This is a genomic window from Photorhabdus kayaii (assembly GCF_025384895.1).
Taxonomy (GTDB): domain Bacteria; phylum Pseudomonadota; class Gammaproteobacteria; order Enterobacterales; family Enterobacteriaceae; genus Photorhabdus; species Photorhabdus kayaii.
Genome location: NZ_JAJAFZ010000035.1, coordinates 34,329 through 49,890, shown reverse-complemented (window position 1 = coordinate 49,890; position 15,562 = coordinate 34,329). Strand labels below are relative to the sequence as shown.

The window sequence follows — 15,562 nt, the reverse complement described above, 5'->3', positions numbered from 1 at the left end:
AAATTGAAATGAAAGAGTTAATCATTAACCTAGGATTAAAATAAGAGGTTAACTTGTGAAATAGCTCTGAATTCAGGCGGCTTCTAATGAAAATACCTCTCCCGAAGGAGAGGCTGGACATAAAAACGTAATTAGTGTGTTTTTCCTTGTGCGATATCAAGTCCTGTTTGTGATCGAATAAACTGGATTCTAAATTGTTCTCTTTCCTGCATACCTTGTTGTGAATTATCGGTGATAGAAAATAGCCATGAACCAATAAAAGCGATAATCATTGAGAATAATGCGGGATATTCATAAGGATAGATTGGTTTCTCATGACCGAGAATGCTGACCCAAATTGTTGGACCGAGAATCATTAAAACTACTGCTGTAATTAATCCTAGCCAACCTCCGGTTAACGCACCACGGGTAGTGAGTTTACGCCAGTACATAGACAAAAGAATGGTTGGGAAGTTACAGCTTGCAGCAATAGAAAATGCTAATCCAACCATGAAAGCTATGTTCTGGTTCTCAAATAGAATACCTAATCCGATTGTGATAAACCCAAGTATCACAACTGTTATTTTTGATACTCTCAGTTCATCTCGTTCATTGGCTTTACCGCGTTTAATGGCGTTTGCATATAGGTCATGTGATACTGCTGATGCACCAGCCAGCGTTAGCCCCGCAACAACGGCTAGAATTGTGGCAAAGGCGACAGCAGAGATAAAACCCAGAAACAAGTTGCCTCCAACTGCACTAGCGAGGTGAACGGCTGCCATGTTAGTACCACCGATGAGTGTGCCGGTAGCATCTTTAAAGGAAGGGTTTGGACTAACCAGTAAAATAGCACCGAAGCCGATGATAAAAGTCAGAATGTAAAAATAACCAATAAAGCCAGTAGCGTAGAAAACGCTCTTTCGGGCCTCTTTTGCATCACTTACAGTAAAGAAACGCATGATAATATGAGGTAAACCAGCGGTACCAAACATCAATGCCAAACCAAGAGAAAGTGCGGATATTGGGTCAGATACCAACCCTCCTGGACTCATGATGGCTTCACCTCTTGAGTGGACAGCAATGGCTTCTTTGAACAACGTATTGAAATTGAAGTTTACTATTTTCATGACCATAAGGGCCATAAAGGTGGCACCAGCTAGTAATAGGATAGCTTTGATAATTTGTACCCAGGTCGTTGCTAGCATACCGCCAAACAAAACATAAAGTACCATCAGGATACCAACCAATACGACCGCTACATGGTAATTGAGCCCAAAAAGCAATTCGATAAGTTTGCCTGCGCCAACCATCTGAGCAATAAGATAAAGGGCGACAACAAACAGCGAGCCAATTGCAGATAACGTACGGATTGGGCGTTGCTGTAACCGGTAAGAAGCGACATCGGCAAAAGTATAGCGTCCAAGGTTTCTTAATCTTTCGGCAATCAGAAATAGGATAATAGGCCAGCCAATCAAGAAGCCGATAGAATAAATTAGTCCATCATAACCAGACGTATAGACTAAAGCGGAAATGCCGAGGAATGATGCTGCGGACATAAAATCTCCCGCAATTGCCATTCCATTTTGGAAACCAGTAATACGTCCCCCCGCCGTGTAGTAATCAGTACGGGAGCGTGTTTTTTTTGAGGCCCAGTAAGTGATATAGAGTGTAAAACCAACAAACAGGACAAACATGATAATGGCCTGAATGTTGATAGGTTGCCTTTCTCCAGTTTCAGAGATTGCGTTAGCCCAGGTGAGATGAGGAAATAGCACTATTGCTAATAACAGGAACTTTTTCATTTCTTTACCTCACAGAGAATTTGTGAGGTAAGGTGATCAAACTCGCTATTGGCTCTGATTACATATAAGCCGGTTAAGATGAATGAAATAACAATTAAACCAATACCAACCGGTATTCCACGGGTAATACTGGAATCATTATAAAGGGGAGTACCTAACCATTCTGGGGCAAATGCAATGAGAAAAATAAAACCGACATACAGAATTAATGTGATTATTGATAGCAACCATGCAAAACGTCCCCGCTTTTCAACCAATTCTTTGAAACGCGGGTTATTCTCGATCCCTTGGTAAATGTCGTCATTCATCGGAGTATATCCTCTTATATTTATTATATTTTGATTACAGCCGCCATAAGGCGGCATGATCTGTCACGAAATACTCATTGTTTGTTTTTCTTCTAACAATTTTTCTACTACTCCTGGATCTGCTAGTGTTGAAATGTCTCCTAGATTGTTGGTATCGCCGGAGGCTATTTTGCGCAGGATACGACGCATAATTTTTCCTGAACGGGTTTTTGGTAAGGAGTCTGTCCAGTGTAGGATATCTGGTGTAGCAATCGGACCGATTTCTTTACGTACCCAATTACGGACTTCTGTATAGAGTTCTGGAGAGGGTTCTTCACCGTGATTTAAGGTGACATAGGCATAAATTGCCTGCCCTTTAATATTATGTGGGGTACCTACGACAGCAGCTTCTGCAATTTTAGGATGAGAGACCAAAGCAGATTCAATTTCAGCAGTACCTAGACGGTGGCCGGAAATATTCAGCACATCATCAACACGGCCAGTTATCCAATAGTAGCCATCTTCATCACGGCGTGCGCCATCACCACTAAAATACATTCCCTTAAAGATAGAGAAATAGGTTTGTTCGAAACGGTCATGATCGCCAAATAGTGAGCGTGCTTGTCCTGGCCAGGAATCGGTAATAACCAGGTTTCCTTCACAAACACCTTCTAGTAGTTCACCAAGATTATCAACCAATGCGGGCTGAACACCGAAGAAAGGTAGCGTTGCGGAACCTGCTTTTAGTTCGGTTGCGCCTGGCAGTGGTGTGATCATGAAGCCACCAGTTTCTGTTTGCCACCAAGTATCAACAATCGGGCATTTGCTGTTACCAATTTTCTGGTAATACCATTCCCAAGCTTCCGGGTTAATCGGTTCGCCAACTGATCCCATAATACGCAGAGAAGTACGTTTCGTTCCTTCAATAGCTTTGTCACCTTCTGCCATCAGGGCACGAATCGCTGTGGGTGCTGTATACAGGATATTTACCTGATGTTTATCAATAACCTGACTTAGACGGTTAACCGCAGGATAGTTTGGTACACCTTCAAACATTAGGGTAATAGCGCCACAGGAAAGGGGGCCGTAGAGCAGGTAGCTATGTCCGGTAACCCATCCCACATCGGCTGTGCACCAATAAACTTCCCCCGGCTGATAATCGAATACATATTTAAATGTTAGAGATGCATATACAAGGTAACCTCCAGTGGTGTGCAGTACCCCTTTGGGTTTACCGGTAGAGCCTGAGGTATAGAGAATAAACAGTGGGTCTTCTGCATTTATCTCTTCAACTGGACAGTCAGCACTCGCGTCTGCTACCAATTCATGCCACCAAAGGTCGCGGCCAGATTGCCAGTGACCAATATTTCCAGTACGTTTAAAAACGATCACATTGGATACATTGACAACGGCTGCATTATTTAATGCGTCATCAACATTCTTTTTCAGGGGGATTGTACGTCCTGCTCTCAATCCTTCATCGGCGGTAATGACCAATTTGGTGTTTGAATCGATGATACGCCCGGATACAGCATCAGGAGAAAAACCTGCGAAAATAACAGAGTGAATAGCACCAATGCGGGCACATGCTAACATGGCAACCGCTGCTTCTGGCACCATCGGCATGTAAATAGCAACAACATCGCCTTTTTTAATACCCATATTTTTCAATACATTGGAAAACTGACATACATCATGGTGTAGTTCACGATAGGTTATTGCTTTGGATTCTGTTGGATCATCACCTTCCCAGATAATAGCGGTTTGCTCACCACGTTCTTTTAGATGACGATCGAGACAATTTGCGCTTAAGTTTAGTGTTCCATCTTCAAACCAGCGGATATTGATATGTCCAGGATCAAAAGAGGTATTCTTTACCTTGGTGTAAGGCTTAATCCAGTCAACAATTTTTCCTTTTTCACCCCAGAACCTGTCGGGATCTTGCAACGATAATTGGTAGTCTTGTTGATATTGTTGCTCATTCATCAGGGCATGTTCTGCAATGGCGATAGGAATAGGGTGCTTCATTATTTTGGTCATATAATATTCTCCTTACGAATGTTAATATTATGTCAAATCAAAGTTAACTAAAGTGTAAAGAGAATTTTTGTTTTTTTTTTGCGCGGAAGATCACGCAATAAAAAGAATATTTTTCACGTGATTGTCATTTAGTGTGGCGGGTTTATTTAGGTTTAATTGCTAATCAAAAATAGTAATTCAAAATCCTAATCCAATAATAATGTTTAATATAGACAAATTGACTGATAAGTCACTGAAACACAGTTGTATGATAAAACCATAATGAGAATATGGTGTTGATAAGCATTTCCAATAATATTTAATTAACTATAATGATCACGTTGTTCACAAGGTGTGGACTTTGAACCATTCTTATATGACTGGAGTACATGATATGAGCTATTCATTACCTTCTCTTCCTTATTCTTATGAAGCTCTGGAACCTCATTTTGATAAGCAGACGATGGAAATCCACCATACCAAGCATCATCAGACTTACGTTAATAATACCAATAGCGCCCTGGAAGCCTTCCCTGAGCTGGCAGGACTGGATATTGATGATCTGATTCAGCAATTAGATAAGATACCTGCTGATAAACGTACTTTTGTTCGTAATAATGCTGGTGGGCACGCTAACCATAGCTTGTTTTGGAAAGGTCTGAAATTAGGCACAACTCTGCAAGGTCCATTAAAAGAAGCTATTGAACGCGATTTCGGTAGTATAGATTCTTTTAAAGAGAAATTTGAGCAGGCAGCGGCTACCCGCTTTGGTTCTGGTTGGGCGTGGCTAGTACTGAAAGATGATGGCAAACTGGCGGTTGTATCGACTGCTAACCAAGATAGCCCATTAATGGGTGAAGCGATTTCTGGTGCATCTGGTTATCCGATTATTGGTCTGGATGTTTGGGAACATGCTTATTACTTACAGTACCAAAACCGTCGTCCTGACTATATTAAAGCATTCTGGAGCGTTGTTAACTGGGATGAAGCAGCGATACGTTATCAGGAAAAAGTGAAATAACTTTCTGAATAATTTGTCTTTTCTGCTATGCCGGCTGATATGACTGCCGGCATTTTTATTGGTTGAATGTTGGTTTATGATGGTGATGTCAGACTGATTTCAATAAGGAAAGTGAATTATGTATTGTCCGCAGGTATATACGGGTAAAATTGAAATATCAGGAAAACTTTCTGCCAGCGCAATTAACAAACGGATGGTTGATGGTAGCCTGCGTCTGACTTCTCTAGGATTAGAAGGTGATGAACAGGCCGAAACCCGTTTCCATGGTGGCCCTGATCGTGCGCTTTGCCATTATCCCCGTGAACACTACGATTTCTGGAAACATCAATTTCCTGATCAGGAAGATTTCTTTATTGCTCCCGCGTTTGGCGAAAATATTTCCACAACGGGGTTGACTGAAGAAAATGTTTGTATCGGTGATATTTTCAGTTGGGGAGAGGCCATGCTTCAGGTAACTCAGCCTCGTTCGCCTTGTTACAAACTCAATTCTCATTCCGGTATTAGTAATTTTTCTGCCATTATGCAGGGGAGTGGCCGCTGTGGTTGGCTTTACCGAATTATTGCAGCGGGAAATGTTAGCCCGGATGAGCCTTTTGTTCTTGTTTCCCGTAATAGTGATGTTTTGGTTAAAGAAGCGGTAGCGATTGCTTTTAATATGCCATTTGATGAAGAGCAATATCGTCGGTTGATGAGTGCCGCTGGGTTATCTGCCAGTTGGAGCCTGACTATGCAAAAGCGGGTGATGTTTGGAAAGATTGAGGATTTTAACCGTAGGTTGTTCGGGAAATAATAAAATGTGCACGTGGTGAACGTGCACATTAGCATTGACATTACTTCCTACTTCCTACTTCCTACTTCCTACTTTCAGATGTTCAATCACCACTCGTTGTTGTTCCTCATTAAGTACCGAACGGCGTCCCATGTGTTTTCCTACTGCTTTAGCTCGTGTAATACCAGAATGAGTGCGCTCTATCAATAAGTCTTGTTTAAACTCTGCCATTGCAGCTATTATCTGCATGGTCACTCTCTCGGCAGAACTGGTCAGATTTACTTCTCCATGACGCTATGAAGTGAAGTTGAACGAAAAATAGGTGGCGCTGGGGAAAAGACACGTCCCCTGCTGTACAAAAAACAGATTTAATTTAGAATTGTCCCCGTTCCCCAAACGGTCCCTAAGTCATGTGAGTGAATTTAAACGATTCCGCCAGTAATACCCGGTTATCCCGAATAATCCTGTTGAGATAGAAACTAAGATGTCCGATATCAATAATCTGCTGCGGGATCCGCAGTTTTTTTCCATGCTGCATAAACAGATGTTGCAGTTTGCCAGCTTGCAGTTGAATGATTTTCATCAGGCGGAAGATGTTGTCCAAGAGGCTCTGGAAGGGGCGATGAAGAATGCCGCTTCTTTTGCCGGACGAGCTGCCTGGAAGAGCTGGGTGTTTACGATCCTGCGCAACAAAATCTCGGACGCCTTGCGTATGCGTTATCGGCACAGCAGCGTGCAACTGACTGATGATGTTGATGAGCAAAATTTCGAAGCGCTGTTTGATGAGTCTGGTCACTGGCCACGAAACGAGCATCCTCAGCGCTGGCATTTACCGGATGAGGCAGCCGAGCAGGAGCAATTTTGGACGGTTTTCGAGCTTTGTCTGACACAGTTGCCAACGCAAAACGCACGGGCGTTTATGATGCGCGAATTTATTGGTCTTGAGACTCAGGAGATCTGTCAGGAGATGGCGCTCTCTGTCAGCAACCTGAATGTGATGCTCTGGCGTGCGCGTATGCGTTTACGAGAATGTTTGTCACAACGCTGGTTTTCCCAGGAGGATTAATATGCTTAGTTGTTACCAAGCTACACGCCTGATGTCTCAGGCGCTAGATGAAAAAATCGTGCTTTCTCAACATGTTCAGCTAATGCTGCATTTGAAAATATGCGACGGGTGCCGAAACTTCAGACAACAGCTTGCCGACCTGCGCACTATCACTTCCGCATTCGCTCGTGGCGAAAATGAGAATCAAAATAAAGTAACGTAGGGAGGATCAGGTACGATGGCGGTAAATCAGGCGATCAAGCGAAAACCTCCCACCGCCATAAGTCACCAGATACAACTGAGCCGTCAGCCAGGTAGCGTGAACAGGCCAGGCATCCGGATAAACAAATATCTGAATCACCAGCGTCATCACCATTAATGCTAGCGCGGAGAAACGTGTCGCTAATCCGACAATCAGCAGCAGCGGAAACAAGTGTTCTGCGGTCGCGGCCATGACGGCAGCAACATCGGGTGGCAGCAGAGGAAGTTTGTACTCGCTGGTAAAGAGTGACACGGAGCTATCGGTAACGCGCGGAATCCCTAATTGCCAGGGTGTGCGTGTCTCCAGAATATCTATGTTTAATCCCACCACTTTGCTTTGACCTGACAGCCAGAATGTTGCGGCAAGGCTAATGCGCGCCAGAAGGGGAATAACACTTTCCTGCGCAATGTGTTGTCCTTTTAACGCTAACATTTTGAGTAATGCCATTTTAGCGCTCCGTGTTGCTGTATAGAGAAAGGATCAGTCCATAGTGCTGCATGCGTTGTAAAACCGACTGAGGTTCAAAAGTTGCATCCTCTCCGGCGGCGATCTCTAAGGCTTCGGTAAGACATCGACCGGACTGGAGCATGGTAATAAACTGCATTTCCGCACGGCTGAGCAACATTATTCGTACGTCGTCGTCAACGCGGCACAGTAGCATATGTTCCGGCTGGAATGGGTTCAGCAGCATCTCGTTTTCACTTTGTTGGTGTGAGGCCCATAGGCTGAAGACGGCATAATCCGAACTGAAGAGCCGTACCGAAGGATGGAGCACCATCAGCAACTGTGCGGGATCGTCAACGGGGGCCGCTTCTGCCGTCTGTTCGGCAGGGTCTGCTGCATGCAGTGATTCGATAAACAACATTTCCAGCCGGGTGAGATCGCTCAGCCAAGGCCAGTCTGCCAACGGCTGAAATGTCGCAATCCAGTCCGGCAATTGTGCGCCATAGTTTGCCAAAACAGGAGAGGGTGGCGGTTGTTGACGTATAAACTCCGCCGCCATCGCACGAAAAAAGCACTCTCCGAGCTGGGCGAGAAGGACAGGGCAGTTTTCGGCCAGTGCGTCGATCAGAGACGCCATGACATTATTACGATAAACCGCAAAACGTACCGCTGGATCGCTATCGTTCCAGACTGTCAGTCCCTCTGGTACTGTGAGGTCGGGGTCAAGAAGTGCTTGATACAGTTGTTGTTGCATTTTTCGTGCTCTCCGTAATGTAACGCTGGGCATGGCCGGCTTCGTTTAGTAACACGTCTAATGGTGGGATATTGCTGTCCCATTCGATCAGGGTGGCGATCGGCCCTGTTTCACTCAGGGTCTCGTTATAAAGATCCCAGACAGGCTCGGTCACATGACTGTCGTGTGAATCAATCAACAGCAGGTCGTTTGCCCCATCGCGGCTTTCCGTATAGCCTGCCAGATGAATTTCACCGACACGGTGAAGTGGCAGTTCGAATAGCATCTGCTGTGGACAGCGATTATGGTTGACGCCACTAATATAGAGATTGTTCACATCCAGCAGTAGTCCGCATCCGGTGCGGCGTATCACCTCGGAGATAAAGTCAGTCTCGCTCATGGTTGAGGCACTGAACTCGATGTAAGTAGATGGGTTTTCCAGCAGAATGGGGCGACGCAGCGCATTTTGTACCTGATCGATGTGTTCGCAGACCCGCGTCAGCGTGACGTCGGTATAAGGCAGCGGTAGCAGATCATTGAGAAATAGATCGTTGTGCGTCGACCAGGCAAGGTGTTCAGAAAAAACGGCTGGCTGGTAGCGTTCAACCAGCGCAGCAACACGTTGTAAATAAGTCTGATTCAGAGGACTTTCTCCTCCGATGGACATGCCCACACCATGAATAGAGAGCGGATAATCTTGGCGAATGGCGGTTAGTGCTTGATGAAACGGACCTCCCACAACCAAATAATTTTCCGCGTGAATTTCAAAAAAACCAATGTCGGGTTTATCGCGCAGGATAGCGCGAAAATGCTCCGGCTTTAACCCGATCCCTGCTCTGGTCGGAAGCCTATTTAGCATGAGACAGTCAGGAGCATCACGAGAGACGCTATGTGAGGGTAAAGAAATTGTCATCGTATGAGCTCCTGCCTGATGCCAGAATTACGCTTCTTTAAATGCGTCCAGTTGACCAAAACCAGTTGGGGAGGTCGGAGACTTCATTTTTACGCAGGAACCCGCCGGTACCATTTTCCAGGCATTACCCTGATAATCCTTTTTTGAGGTACCAGCACAGGTGGTGCCTGCACCTGCTTTACAGTCGTTTTTCCCTTTCAGAGAAACGCCATAGCATTTCTCCATTTTGCTGCCGGAATCCGCCATTGCTGAAGTGCCTACCGTAATCAGTGCGCTGCCTAAAGCCAAGGCCAGTAATGCTTTTGTCGTTTGTTTAGTCATAGAACGTTCCTTTTATATTGGTGTAGAAGGTGAATTACTGCTTCGCTGAAACGAGCATTTGCTTCACTCGATTAGTCGCACCGCACATCAATTTCTTACAGTGAATATGAGAAAAAAATGATTTTTTATAGTTAACTGATTTTTAATGACTTATTTTTGTGAATCAGATATTGGTCTGTACAAGAAAAGTGATGGAATGCTCACATCCACAGCCGTATGTCAGGGCTGTGTCGACAGGATAGGCTGGTAACCCTCTCGCTAGCCGAATTTTTCCCTACCGAACGACGGTCAGCGAGATCGTTTAAGGTGGACTGATTGCTTACTGTCTTAAATGGAAGAAGCCGTCACTGAAAGTTTTCTACTCAGAAGAAGATTTTTCAATGACGGCTTAAACAGAATTTGGGTTATATTAGCTTAGTAGAACTCAACAAGGGATTTTACGGCAGTGGTTTCAGACACCTTTAACTTAGCTTTGTTGAAGGTGGTGATTTTTACGTTGGTAGTGTATTTGGTACTCAAAATTATGAATCTCATTCTAATGTTAAATTAAATTCTTTTTATATCATGAAGAATGAAGTTACTTATTCAGAATATAAAGAGGTATATGAATGGGCTATATTAAATAGCGTTTCATAATTCTGCTACACATGGCCTTCTTCAACCCATTGTTATATATGGAATTATGAGTGGTATAAGATGTAGTGCTATTTTAGAATCTTATTTAAATGGTTATGATTTTGATGATGGATGTAATGGGGAATATTATGAAGATTGTCTTTCCCCTGAACAGGATGAAGGCAGGCACCCTGTGACGAATATTAAATGGCTAGATACCGTTCTTTTTTCAAATGCATTAAGTGAGAAATTAAAACTCACTCCAGTATATTTTCAAAAAGGAAATAAAATTATTAGAAAAAAAGACAAAAGCTTAGAGGTTTTTATAAATACAAAGGCTAATGGCTATCGTTTACCTACCTTAAACGAATGGCATGTTGCAGCAAGGGGGCTGAGGAATCCCCAGAAAATAGACAGGCATAGCGTTGTGTGATCTACTGATTGTTCCACCAAGTCAATAAGGTCACTGCTATGCCTGCACGTAAAGTATGTCACAACTTCTTCAAAGATGCCTTAGCACCGTTTCATAAATATCGCCAGAATGCATTAATCGATGCCACTATGGCTTTGATTAATGGCGCTTCTCTTACGCTAACCAGTATTGGACGTTTTTTGCCCGGACAGGCTCAGGTCAAAAACAAGATAAAAAGGGTTGATCGCCTGTTAGGAAACACCGCTCTTCACAACGATATTCCTGCGATTTTTAATAATATTACTGCCATGATAACTCGTCAGTTGCCTCTTTGTGTTATTGCTGTGGACTGGAGCGGTTATCCATCGCAGGAGTATCATGTGCTTCGTGCCAGCCTTCTTTGCGACGGTCGGGCAATTCCGTTATTGAGTTGGGTTGTATCCTCGGAAAAACAAAATAACACCTTAATACAAAATCAGTTTCTTGATTCCCTCGCTAAAGCCGTCTCTTCCGATGCCAGAGTCATCATCGTCACAGACGCAGGATTTAAGAGTCCATGGTTTCGACATATTGCCTCATTAGGCTGGGATTTTATTGGGCGGATCAGGAATAACGTTCAATTTCACCTGGCAGATAGTCCTGAAATATGGCTGAAACTCTCTGACTGTCCCGGAACAATAACGCCGAAATACATGGGGGCGGGAACGCTGGTCAAAGAAAAGAAAAACCGTATTAATGGTCATTTTTATACATACAAGAAATTACCTAAAGGGCGGAAAAGTAAACGTTCAAAAGGCAGGCCAATGTATACTAAAACAGACAACGAGTATCGGCAGTCAGCAAAAGAAGCCTGGCTTATTTTCAGTAGTATAGATGATTTAAAGCCACGGGAGATCATCAAGTTAGACAGTCGTCGCATGCAGATAGAGCAAAACTTCCGCGATGAAAAAAGTGAGCGTTTCGGATTTGGTCTTCGTGCCAGCCACAGTCGCTCTGCGGGTAGAATGCGGGTACTGAGCTTACTGGCAACCCTGAGCACAATCGTCCTGTGGCTGATTGGTTATCACGTGGAGAATAAGGGATTACATCTGAGATATCAGGCCAACAGTATCAAATCACGGCGGGTCATCTCATATCTGACGTTAGCGGAGAACGTCTTACGACACTCCCCACTGATTTTAAAGCAAATATCACTGAATGATGCTCTTAACCACTTAACAAGAATCTACCGAAATATGGTGCTGGTTTATTAGCACCGATTTGTGGGGATCCCTCAGAGCAAGGGGGGGAAAACCTGCCTTACGATTAGGAAGATATGGATACTATCCGACATTCCGCACCGCATTCATAATTTGTTGTTTTAATTAAGAATTAATAAATGCATAAATTTTATACAAACGATTTTAAATCAGTATATTACAGATATAGCTGCGGAATGACAGTACTATCACTCTGGGAGCAATGATTCTAAGAAGGTGGCGTGGTATCCAGAGTTTAATACAAGTAATTTTGGAACACAGGTTGTAGGTAAATTATCTCCAAACGACTTAGGTTTATACGATATGAGTGGAAATGTTTCTGAATGGGTCTATGATAGTTATGAGCTTGGTAAAGTTAAATTGTATTATTTTTGTGGTGGAAGTTATCTTTCCCATTCAAACAGCTTGTCCAATTGTGATAACCATAGTTCAGGATACGTGATGCCAGATGTTGGGTTTAGATTAGTTAGGAGTTATTTAAATGAAAAGTAAATTTTACCTCTTGGATTCACATAATAAGCGAAACGTACACCGTTCCCAGAATCGGGTTGAGCCTTATCACCAGTTACGATCAGCCGTTGCCAGAGTGGGTGGAAAGAAGGAATTAACCGGAAAAACTGACATTGAAATCGAAATCAGCAACCAGTGCGGCCGATTGATCGCCAATGCGATCATTTATTACAACTCGGCCATCCTGTCACGATTGCAGCAGAAGTTTGAAGCACAGGGTAATACCAAAGCGCTTGAAGTGCTCATCCGGATATCACCGGTAGCTTGGTGGCACATTTTGCTGAAATGGCCATTACACTTTTCAAAGCAGCAATAAACTCATTGATCTGGATGAGCTTATCGCAGATCTGAAGTTAGGGTGATGGAAAAATCTGGGATTCTGGCTTACTTCCCCTATTAAAGCACAGCAGGGTCAAGAAAGACTATACGTTGAAGCATTGTTCACTTTTCTGAAATATACTTTTTCGAATAACCGCTCGCGGTTTACACATTATGGGATTAGAGTCATCATAACTAATAAGACAATGCTGGGAATCCATCATTTTTTCCGAAACTTCATCTAAAAAACAGTATAAGCTATCACTCAAGTTGCCGGATTCATAAGGGGATATAACATAGTCATAAACAGATAATACTAAGTTATTAATCATTGCTAAATCATTAATAAGAATTCGAGCTACTTCCTTTAATACATCATTATGGTCATCAACGTTATTAATGCCACGGTACATATTAAAATCCAGTTCTCCTTTTCTCAATCTATTCCAGACCAAATAGACAGGTTGGGAGTGTGTTTTATCGACATCAAAAAAATTAAAGCGTTCAGAAATACCATTATAGTCAAGTATTGCTTGGTTTATGGACGGATCACCCAAAATCCACTCTTTTCTATCAAAGCACCAATATTCAATCAATATTTGTTCAGGAAATATATCTTCGATAAAGTAAGTGCAATATGCATACCTCATTCTCGATGGAATTTTTTTATACCGCATAATATCAAGTGCAACAATTGATATGGTCAAGCAGTGACCGATCAGCTTATTTTCAAAAGAAATCGGACTCATTAGTGACGTAACATCAGCTTGATACAATCTCTCAAGTATAATATTAGGTTGACTTATATCAATATCTCGATATCTTTCAGGGCTTATCCGATATTTATTTATACCTTTATAATGCTCTACTATATTTCTTGCAGTTTTAAATATCTCATCGAGAGAATCCGGAATTTCTTCATAAAAATAATCATAATTGGTTTTCAATCGATTAGTATATAATCTTTTAATATGTTCAGATATCAAAATTATCACCTTATTTATAAAACAATTTCTTAACGAACAATAAAATGTAGCCTTGGATTCACATATTAAGATGCTGCAATGGTTCGAGTCGCCGTAAACACCATAAAAGCGGTAAAGATTACCAAGGAGGGTAACAATTACGCGGATTCAAGCTCAGCGATAAGTGTCTGGAAAGATGGTCGTTCGAAGAGTTCATGTAACTCTAAGTTGGGGTAAAGGTCGAGCATATCGATATGAAGAGAGATAGCTTGCATGGACGTTAACCCTTGTTCAAAAAAGTTGTCGTCCTTTGACATCAGAGTGATATCCAAGTATCGACCCAAGATCTTACCCGCCGGATGGGAAGAGAGTTCGGGGCACAGCCCCGCAGGAGCAGTGTCGACGCCTGATGCGGGTTTCGTCAGTTGCACTAAGCTCATCGCTTCAAGCGTGTTTGAGTCCACTTTACCGCTCAGTGTGTAAGGCAGTTTTGGGGTAGTGAAAATATGATGAGGGATCAAGTAGTAGCTCAATTTAGACTCTAGCTCTGACCTTAGCATCGTCTCCGTTATATGAGAGCATTCAACCCATCCGATCAATTTTGAAGAGTCTAAACTTTCGTCATTAATTTGAATTACAGCGGAGCCAGTGACACCCTCTATCGATTCAAAGGCATCCGTTATTTCACTAGGTTCAATTCGATGTCCATTATTCTTAATGAATCCCCCATCCCTATGGAGAAAATTGACAATTCCCTCATCATCAACATACCCAATGTCATCTGTATCGTATAGCGTTTGGATCTGCCCGCCGATGCACACCTCAATGAATTTTCTCGCTGTAAGTTCAGGGTTATTAAAATAGCCCATAGACAAACCGTCTCCACCAATATGAATGCGTCCCAACTCTCCTGATTTACACATTTGTTGCTGCTCATTCAATACTAACAGCTGGGTATGACGTATCGGTTGCCCAATACGCATATCACCAGCTTGTTTAATTACATGCGCGCTGGACCATACCGTTGTTTCTGTCGGACCATAGACGTTGCACAGCCAGTCACTTTTTTCAAATAGTAAAGAGGACAATTGTTGCGACAACGCTTCTCCCCCTACCAGAACGTTTTGGAAGCGCCAACTCTTATCCAGATAAGCCAGAAGCCCTTTAAACATAGAAGGCGTGGCTTGATAGACTGAAGGAGACCAGTGTATCAATTGACTCGCCACCTGCTGCGGTGAAGCAATCTGGTTATCCGCCAGTAAGATCAACGTCCCGCCGCTAGACAGAGGGGCCGCATATTCCAGGAAGAAAATATCAAATGAGATTGAGGTTGAAGATAACCAAGTGTGTTCTGGCTTAGATTCCAGCAACGAGCAAAAATACTCAATTAAGTTGGAACACCCAACATGACTGACCATCACTCCTTTAGGCTCTCCTGTCGAGCCTGACGTATAGATACGGTAGGCCTCTTTAGATGGACGCGCCATCGTTTCTCCATCAAACTGCGAGCCAGCATTCAGGATCTCAGTAACACAATACGTTTTCTGACATGCACTCTTCTGCACATTACTGATGTACAAATAACGAGATTGAGAGAGGATGTGGTTTATTTTCTCTTTGGCCGTTCTGGGATCAACGGGGATATAAGGTATACCAAGATAATGACACGCCAAAATTGTTGCTATGAGCGACTCATTTCTCTGCAAACAGAGCACTATACCCTCCACATCGTCACTCATTGCAGTATGAATACCCACAGCAATACGTTTTGCCATTTGATGCAGCTGAGAATAGGTCATTGAATGGTTTGCTGTAATGAGTGCAATGTTGTTAGGCAACATTTCCGCAGAGGACTCAAATTTTTGAATAAATGTAGAATTCATCATCC

The 15,562-nt window shown here is 43.0% G+C and carries 15 protein-coding genes and 4 pseudogenes; 9 read left to right on the top strand and 10 right to left on the bottom strand.

Features of this window, described 5'->3' with window-relative positions; translation table 11 throughout:
• Positions 1-131: 131 nt before the first annotated feature.
• The 3 genes from actP to acs form a co-directional block, all read right to left on the bottom strand.
• On the bottom strand, positions 132-1,781 hold the full coding sequence (actP, locus tag LGZ98_RS13970) for a cation/acetate symporter ActP (protein WP_113042724.1): 1,650 nt from the start codon (positions 1,779-1,781) through the stop codon (positions 132-134).
• Positions 1,778-2,089, bottom strand: a complete 312-nt coding sequence (locus LGZ98_RS13965) for a DUF485 domain-containing protein (protein WP_112878428.1) — start codon at positions 2,087-2,089, stop codon at positions 1,778-1,780. The genes actP and LGZ98_RS13965 overlap by 4 nt, the downstream gene beginning before the upstream one ends.
• Before the next feature lie 63 nt (positions 2,090-2,152).
• Positions 2,153-4,108: an acetate--CoA ligase gene (acs, locus tag LGZ98_RS13960; protein WP_113042726.1), complete on the bottom strand. Its 1,956-nt coding sequence runs from the start codon at positions 4,106-4,108 to the stop codon at positions 2,153-2,155.
• A gap of 373 nt (positions 4,109-4,481) precedes the next feature.
• Here acs and sodA point away from each other — a divergent pair, with 373 nt between their 5' ends.
• Together sodA and yiiM are read left to right on the top strand one after the other, a co-directional pair.
• Positions 4,482-5,108, top strand: coding sequence for a superoxide dismutase [Mn] (gene sodA / locus LGZ98_RS13955; RefSeq protein ID WP_112878426.1), 627 nt, complete (start codon positions 4,482-4,484; stop codon positions 5,106-5,108).
• A 118-nt stretch (positions 5,109-5,226) separates the two neighbouring features.
• On the top strand, positions 5,227-5,898 hold the full coding sequence (gene yiiM, locus LGZ98_RS13950) for a 6-hydroxyaminopurine reductase (RefSeq protein ID WP_112878425.1): 672 nt from the start codon (positions 5,227-5,229) through the stop codon (positions 5,896-5,898).
• A 66-nt stretch (positions 5,899-5,964) separates the two neighbouring features.
• On the opposite strand, the pseudogene LGZ98_RS13945 reads toward yiiM, so the two are convergent.
• A pseudogene (locus LGZ98_RS13945) lies at positions 5,965-6,165 on the bottom strand (recombinase family protein); the annotation flags it as partial.
• Between the two features lie 196 nt (positions 6,166-6,361).
• Here LGZ98_RS13945 and LGZ98_RS13940 point away from each other — a divergent pair.
• Both LGZ98_RS13940 and LGZ98_RS13935 read left to right on the top strand, forming a co-directional pair.
• The gene (locus tag LGZ98_RS13940) at positions 6,362-6,943 is read left to right on the top strand and encodes an RNA polymerase factor sigma-70 (protein ID WP_113042729.1); all 582 of its coding nucleotides are present in this window, start codon (positions 6,362-6,364) and stop codon (positions 6,941-6,943) included.
• 1 nt (position 6,944) lies between these two features.
• Positions 6,945-7,145: an anti-sigma factor family protein gene (locus LGZ98_RS13935; protein ID WP_112878422.1), complete on the top strand. Its 201-nt coding sequence runs from the start codon at positions 6,945-6,947 to the stop codon at positions 7,143-7,145.
• A 6-nt stretch (positions 7,146-7,151) separates the two neighbouring features.
• Here the strand turns inward: LGZ98_RS13935 and LGZ98_RS13930 are convergent, their stop codons facing one another.
• The 4 genes from LGZ98_RS13930 to LGZ98_RS13915 are packed head-to-tail and all read right to left on the bottom strand — an operon-like array spanning position 7,152 to position 9,595.
• Complete coding sequence (locus tag LGZ98_RS13930) at positions 7,152-7,631, bottom strand: DoxX family protein (protein ID WP_112878431.1); 480 nt, start codon at positions 7,629-7,631, stop codon at positions 7,152-7,154.
• A 1-nt stretch (position 7,632) separates the two neighbouring features.
• Positions 7,633-8,382: an HvfC/BufC N-terminal domain-containing protein gene (locus LGZ98_RS13925; protein WP_113042731.1), complete on the bottom strand. Its 750-nt coding sequence runs from the start codon at positions 8,380-8,382 to the stop codon at positions 7,633-7,635.
• Positions 8,351-9,274: an MNIO family bufferin maturase gene (bufB, locus tag LGZ98_RS13920; protein WP_113042733.1), complete on the bottom strand. Its 924-nt coding sequence runs from the start codon at positions 9,272-9,274 to the stop codon at positions 8,351-8,353. Before bufB ends, LGZ98_RS13925 begins: the two co-directional genes overlap by 32 nt.
• Before the next feature lie 27 nt (positions 9,275-9,301).
• Complete coding sequence (locus tag LGZ98_RS13915) at positions 9,302-9,595, bottom strand: BufA1 family periplasmic bufferin-type metallophore (protein WP_113042734.1); 294 nt, start codon at positions 9,593-9,595, stop codon at positions 9,302-9,304.
• A gap of 465 nt (positions 9,596-10,060) precedes the next feature.
• On the opposite strand from LGZ98_RS13915, the pseudogene LGZ98_RS24295 reads away from it, so the two are divergent.
• From LGZ98_RS24295 to LGZ98_RS13890, 5 genes and pseudogenes are all read left to right on the top strand, one after another.
• Positions 10,061-10,216 (top strand): annotated as a pseudogene (locus LGZ98_RS24295) (SUMF1/EgtB/PvdO family nonheme iron enzyme); the annotation flags it as partial.
• A 61-nt stretch (positions 10,217-10,277) separates the two neighbouring features.
• Positions 10,278-10,643, top strand: coding sequence for an SUMF1/EgtB/PvdO family nonheme iron enzyme (locus tag LGZ98_RS13905; protein ID WP_262978194.1), 366 nt, complete (start codon positions 10,278-10,280; stop codon positions 10,641-10,643).
• Between the two features lie 38 nt (positions 10,644-10,681).
• Positions 10,682-11,875 carry an IS4 family transposase gene (locus LGZ98_RS13900; RefSeq protein ID WP_262978193.1) on the top strand — a complete coding sequence of 398 codons (1,194 nt, stop codon included), beginning with the start codon at positions 10,682-10,684 and terminating at the stop codon, positions 11,873-11,875.
• A gap of 189 nt (positions 11,876-12,064) precedes the next feature.
• A pseudogene (locus tag LGZ98_RS13895) lies at positions 12,065-12,373 on the top strand (formylglycine-generating enzyme family protein); the annotation flags it as partial.
• A 4-nt stretch (positions 12,374-12,377) separates the two neighbouring features.
• Positions 12,378-12,753 (top strand): annotated as a pseudogene (locus tag LGZ98_RS13890) (Tn3 family transposase); the annotation flags it as partial.
• A 60-nt stretch (positions 12,754-12,813) separates the two neighbouring features.
• On the opposite strand, the gene LGZ98_RS13885 reads toward LGZ98_RS13890, so the two are convergent.
• Entirely contained in the window at positions 12,814-13,695 is an 882-nt protein-coding gene (locus LGZ98_RS13885) for a hypothetical protein (protein WP_113042738.1), read from the bottom strand.
• Positions 13,696-13,832: 137 nt separating this feature from the next.
• Positions 13,833-15,557, bottom strand: a complete 1,725-nt coding sequence (locus LGZ98_RS13880; RefSeq protein WP_158536568.1) for an AMP-binding protein — start codon at positions 15,555-15,557, stop codon at positions 13,833-13,835.
• Positions 15,558-15,562: the final 5 nt, after the last annotated feature.

What these genes read in the sequence shown, in the direction of transcription:
- LGZ98_RS13915 (WP_113042734.1), bottom strand. Translation starts at nt 9,595, where the DNA reads ATGACTAAACAAACGACAAAAGCATTACTGGCCTTGGCTTTAGGCAGC.
- LGZ98_RS13925 (WP_113042731.1), bottom strand. Translation starts at nt 8,382, where the DNA reads ATGCAACAACAACTGTATCAAGCACTTCTTGACCCCGACCTCACAGTA.
- LGZ98_RS13880 (WP_158536568.1), bottom strand. Translation starts at nt 15,557, where the DNA reads ATGAATTCTACATTTATTCAAAAATTTGAGTCCTCTGCGGAAATGTTG.
- LGZ98_RS13900 (WP_262978193.1), top strand. Translation starts at nt 10,682, where the DNA reads ATGCCTGCACGTAAAGTATGTCACAACTTCTTCAAAGATGCCTTAGCA.
- LGZ98_RS13905 (WP_262978194.1), top strand. Translation starts at nt 10,278, where the DNA reads ATGAGTGGTATAAGATGTAGTGCTATTTTAGAATCTTATTTAAATGGT.
- LGZ98_RS13940 (WP_113042729.1), top strand. Translation starts at nt 6,362, where the DNA reads ATGTCCGATATCAATAATCTGCTGCGGGATCCGCAGTTTTTTTCCATG.
- LGZ98_RS13965 (WP_112878428.1), bottom strand. Translation starts at nt 2,089, where the DNA reads ATGAATGACGACATTTACCAAGGGATCGAGAATAACCCGCGTTTCAAA.
- LGZ98_RS13935 (WP_112878422.1), top strand. Translation starts at nt 6,945, where the DNA reads ATGCTTAGTTGTTACCAAGCTACACGCCTGATGTCTCAGGCGCTAGAT.
- bufB (WP_113042733.1), bottom strand. Translation starts at nt 9,274, where the DNA reads ATGACAATTTCTTTACCCTCACATAGCGTCTCTCGTGATGCTCCTGAC.
- yiiM (WP_112878425.1), top strand. Translation starts at nt 5,227, where the DNA reads ATGTATTGTCCGCAGGTATATACGGGTAAAATTGAAATATCAGGAAAA.
- actP (WP_113042724.1), bottom strand. Translation starts at nt 1,781, where the DNA reads ATGAAAAAGTTCCTGTTATTAGCAATAGTGCTATTTCCTCATCTCACC.
- LGZ98_RS13930 (WP_112878431.1), bottom strand. Translation starts at nt 7,631, where the DNA reads ATGGCATTACTCAAAATGTTAGCGTTAAAAGGACAACACATTGCGCAG.
- sodA (WP_112878426.1), top strand. Translation starts at nt 4,482, where the DNA reads ATGAGCTATTCATTACCTTCTCTTCCTTATTCTTATGAAGCTCTGGAA.
- acs (WP_113042726.1), bottom strand. Translation starts at nt 4,108, where the DNA reads ATGACCAAAATAATGAAGCACCCTATTCCTATCGCCATTGCAGAACAT.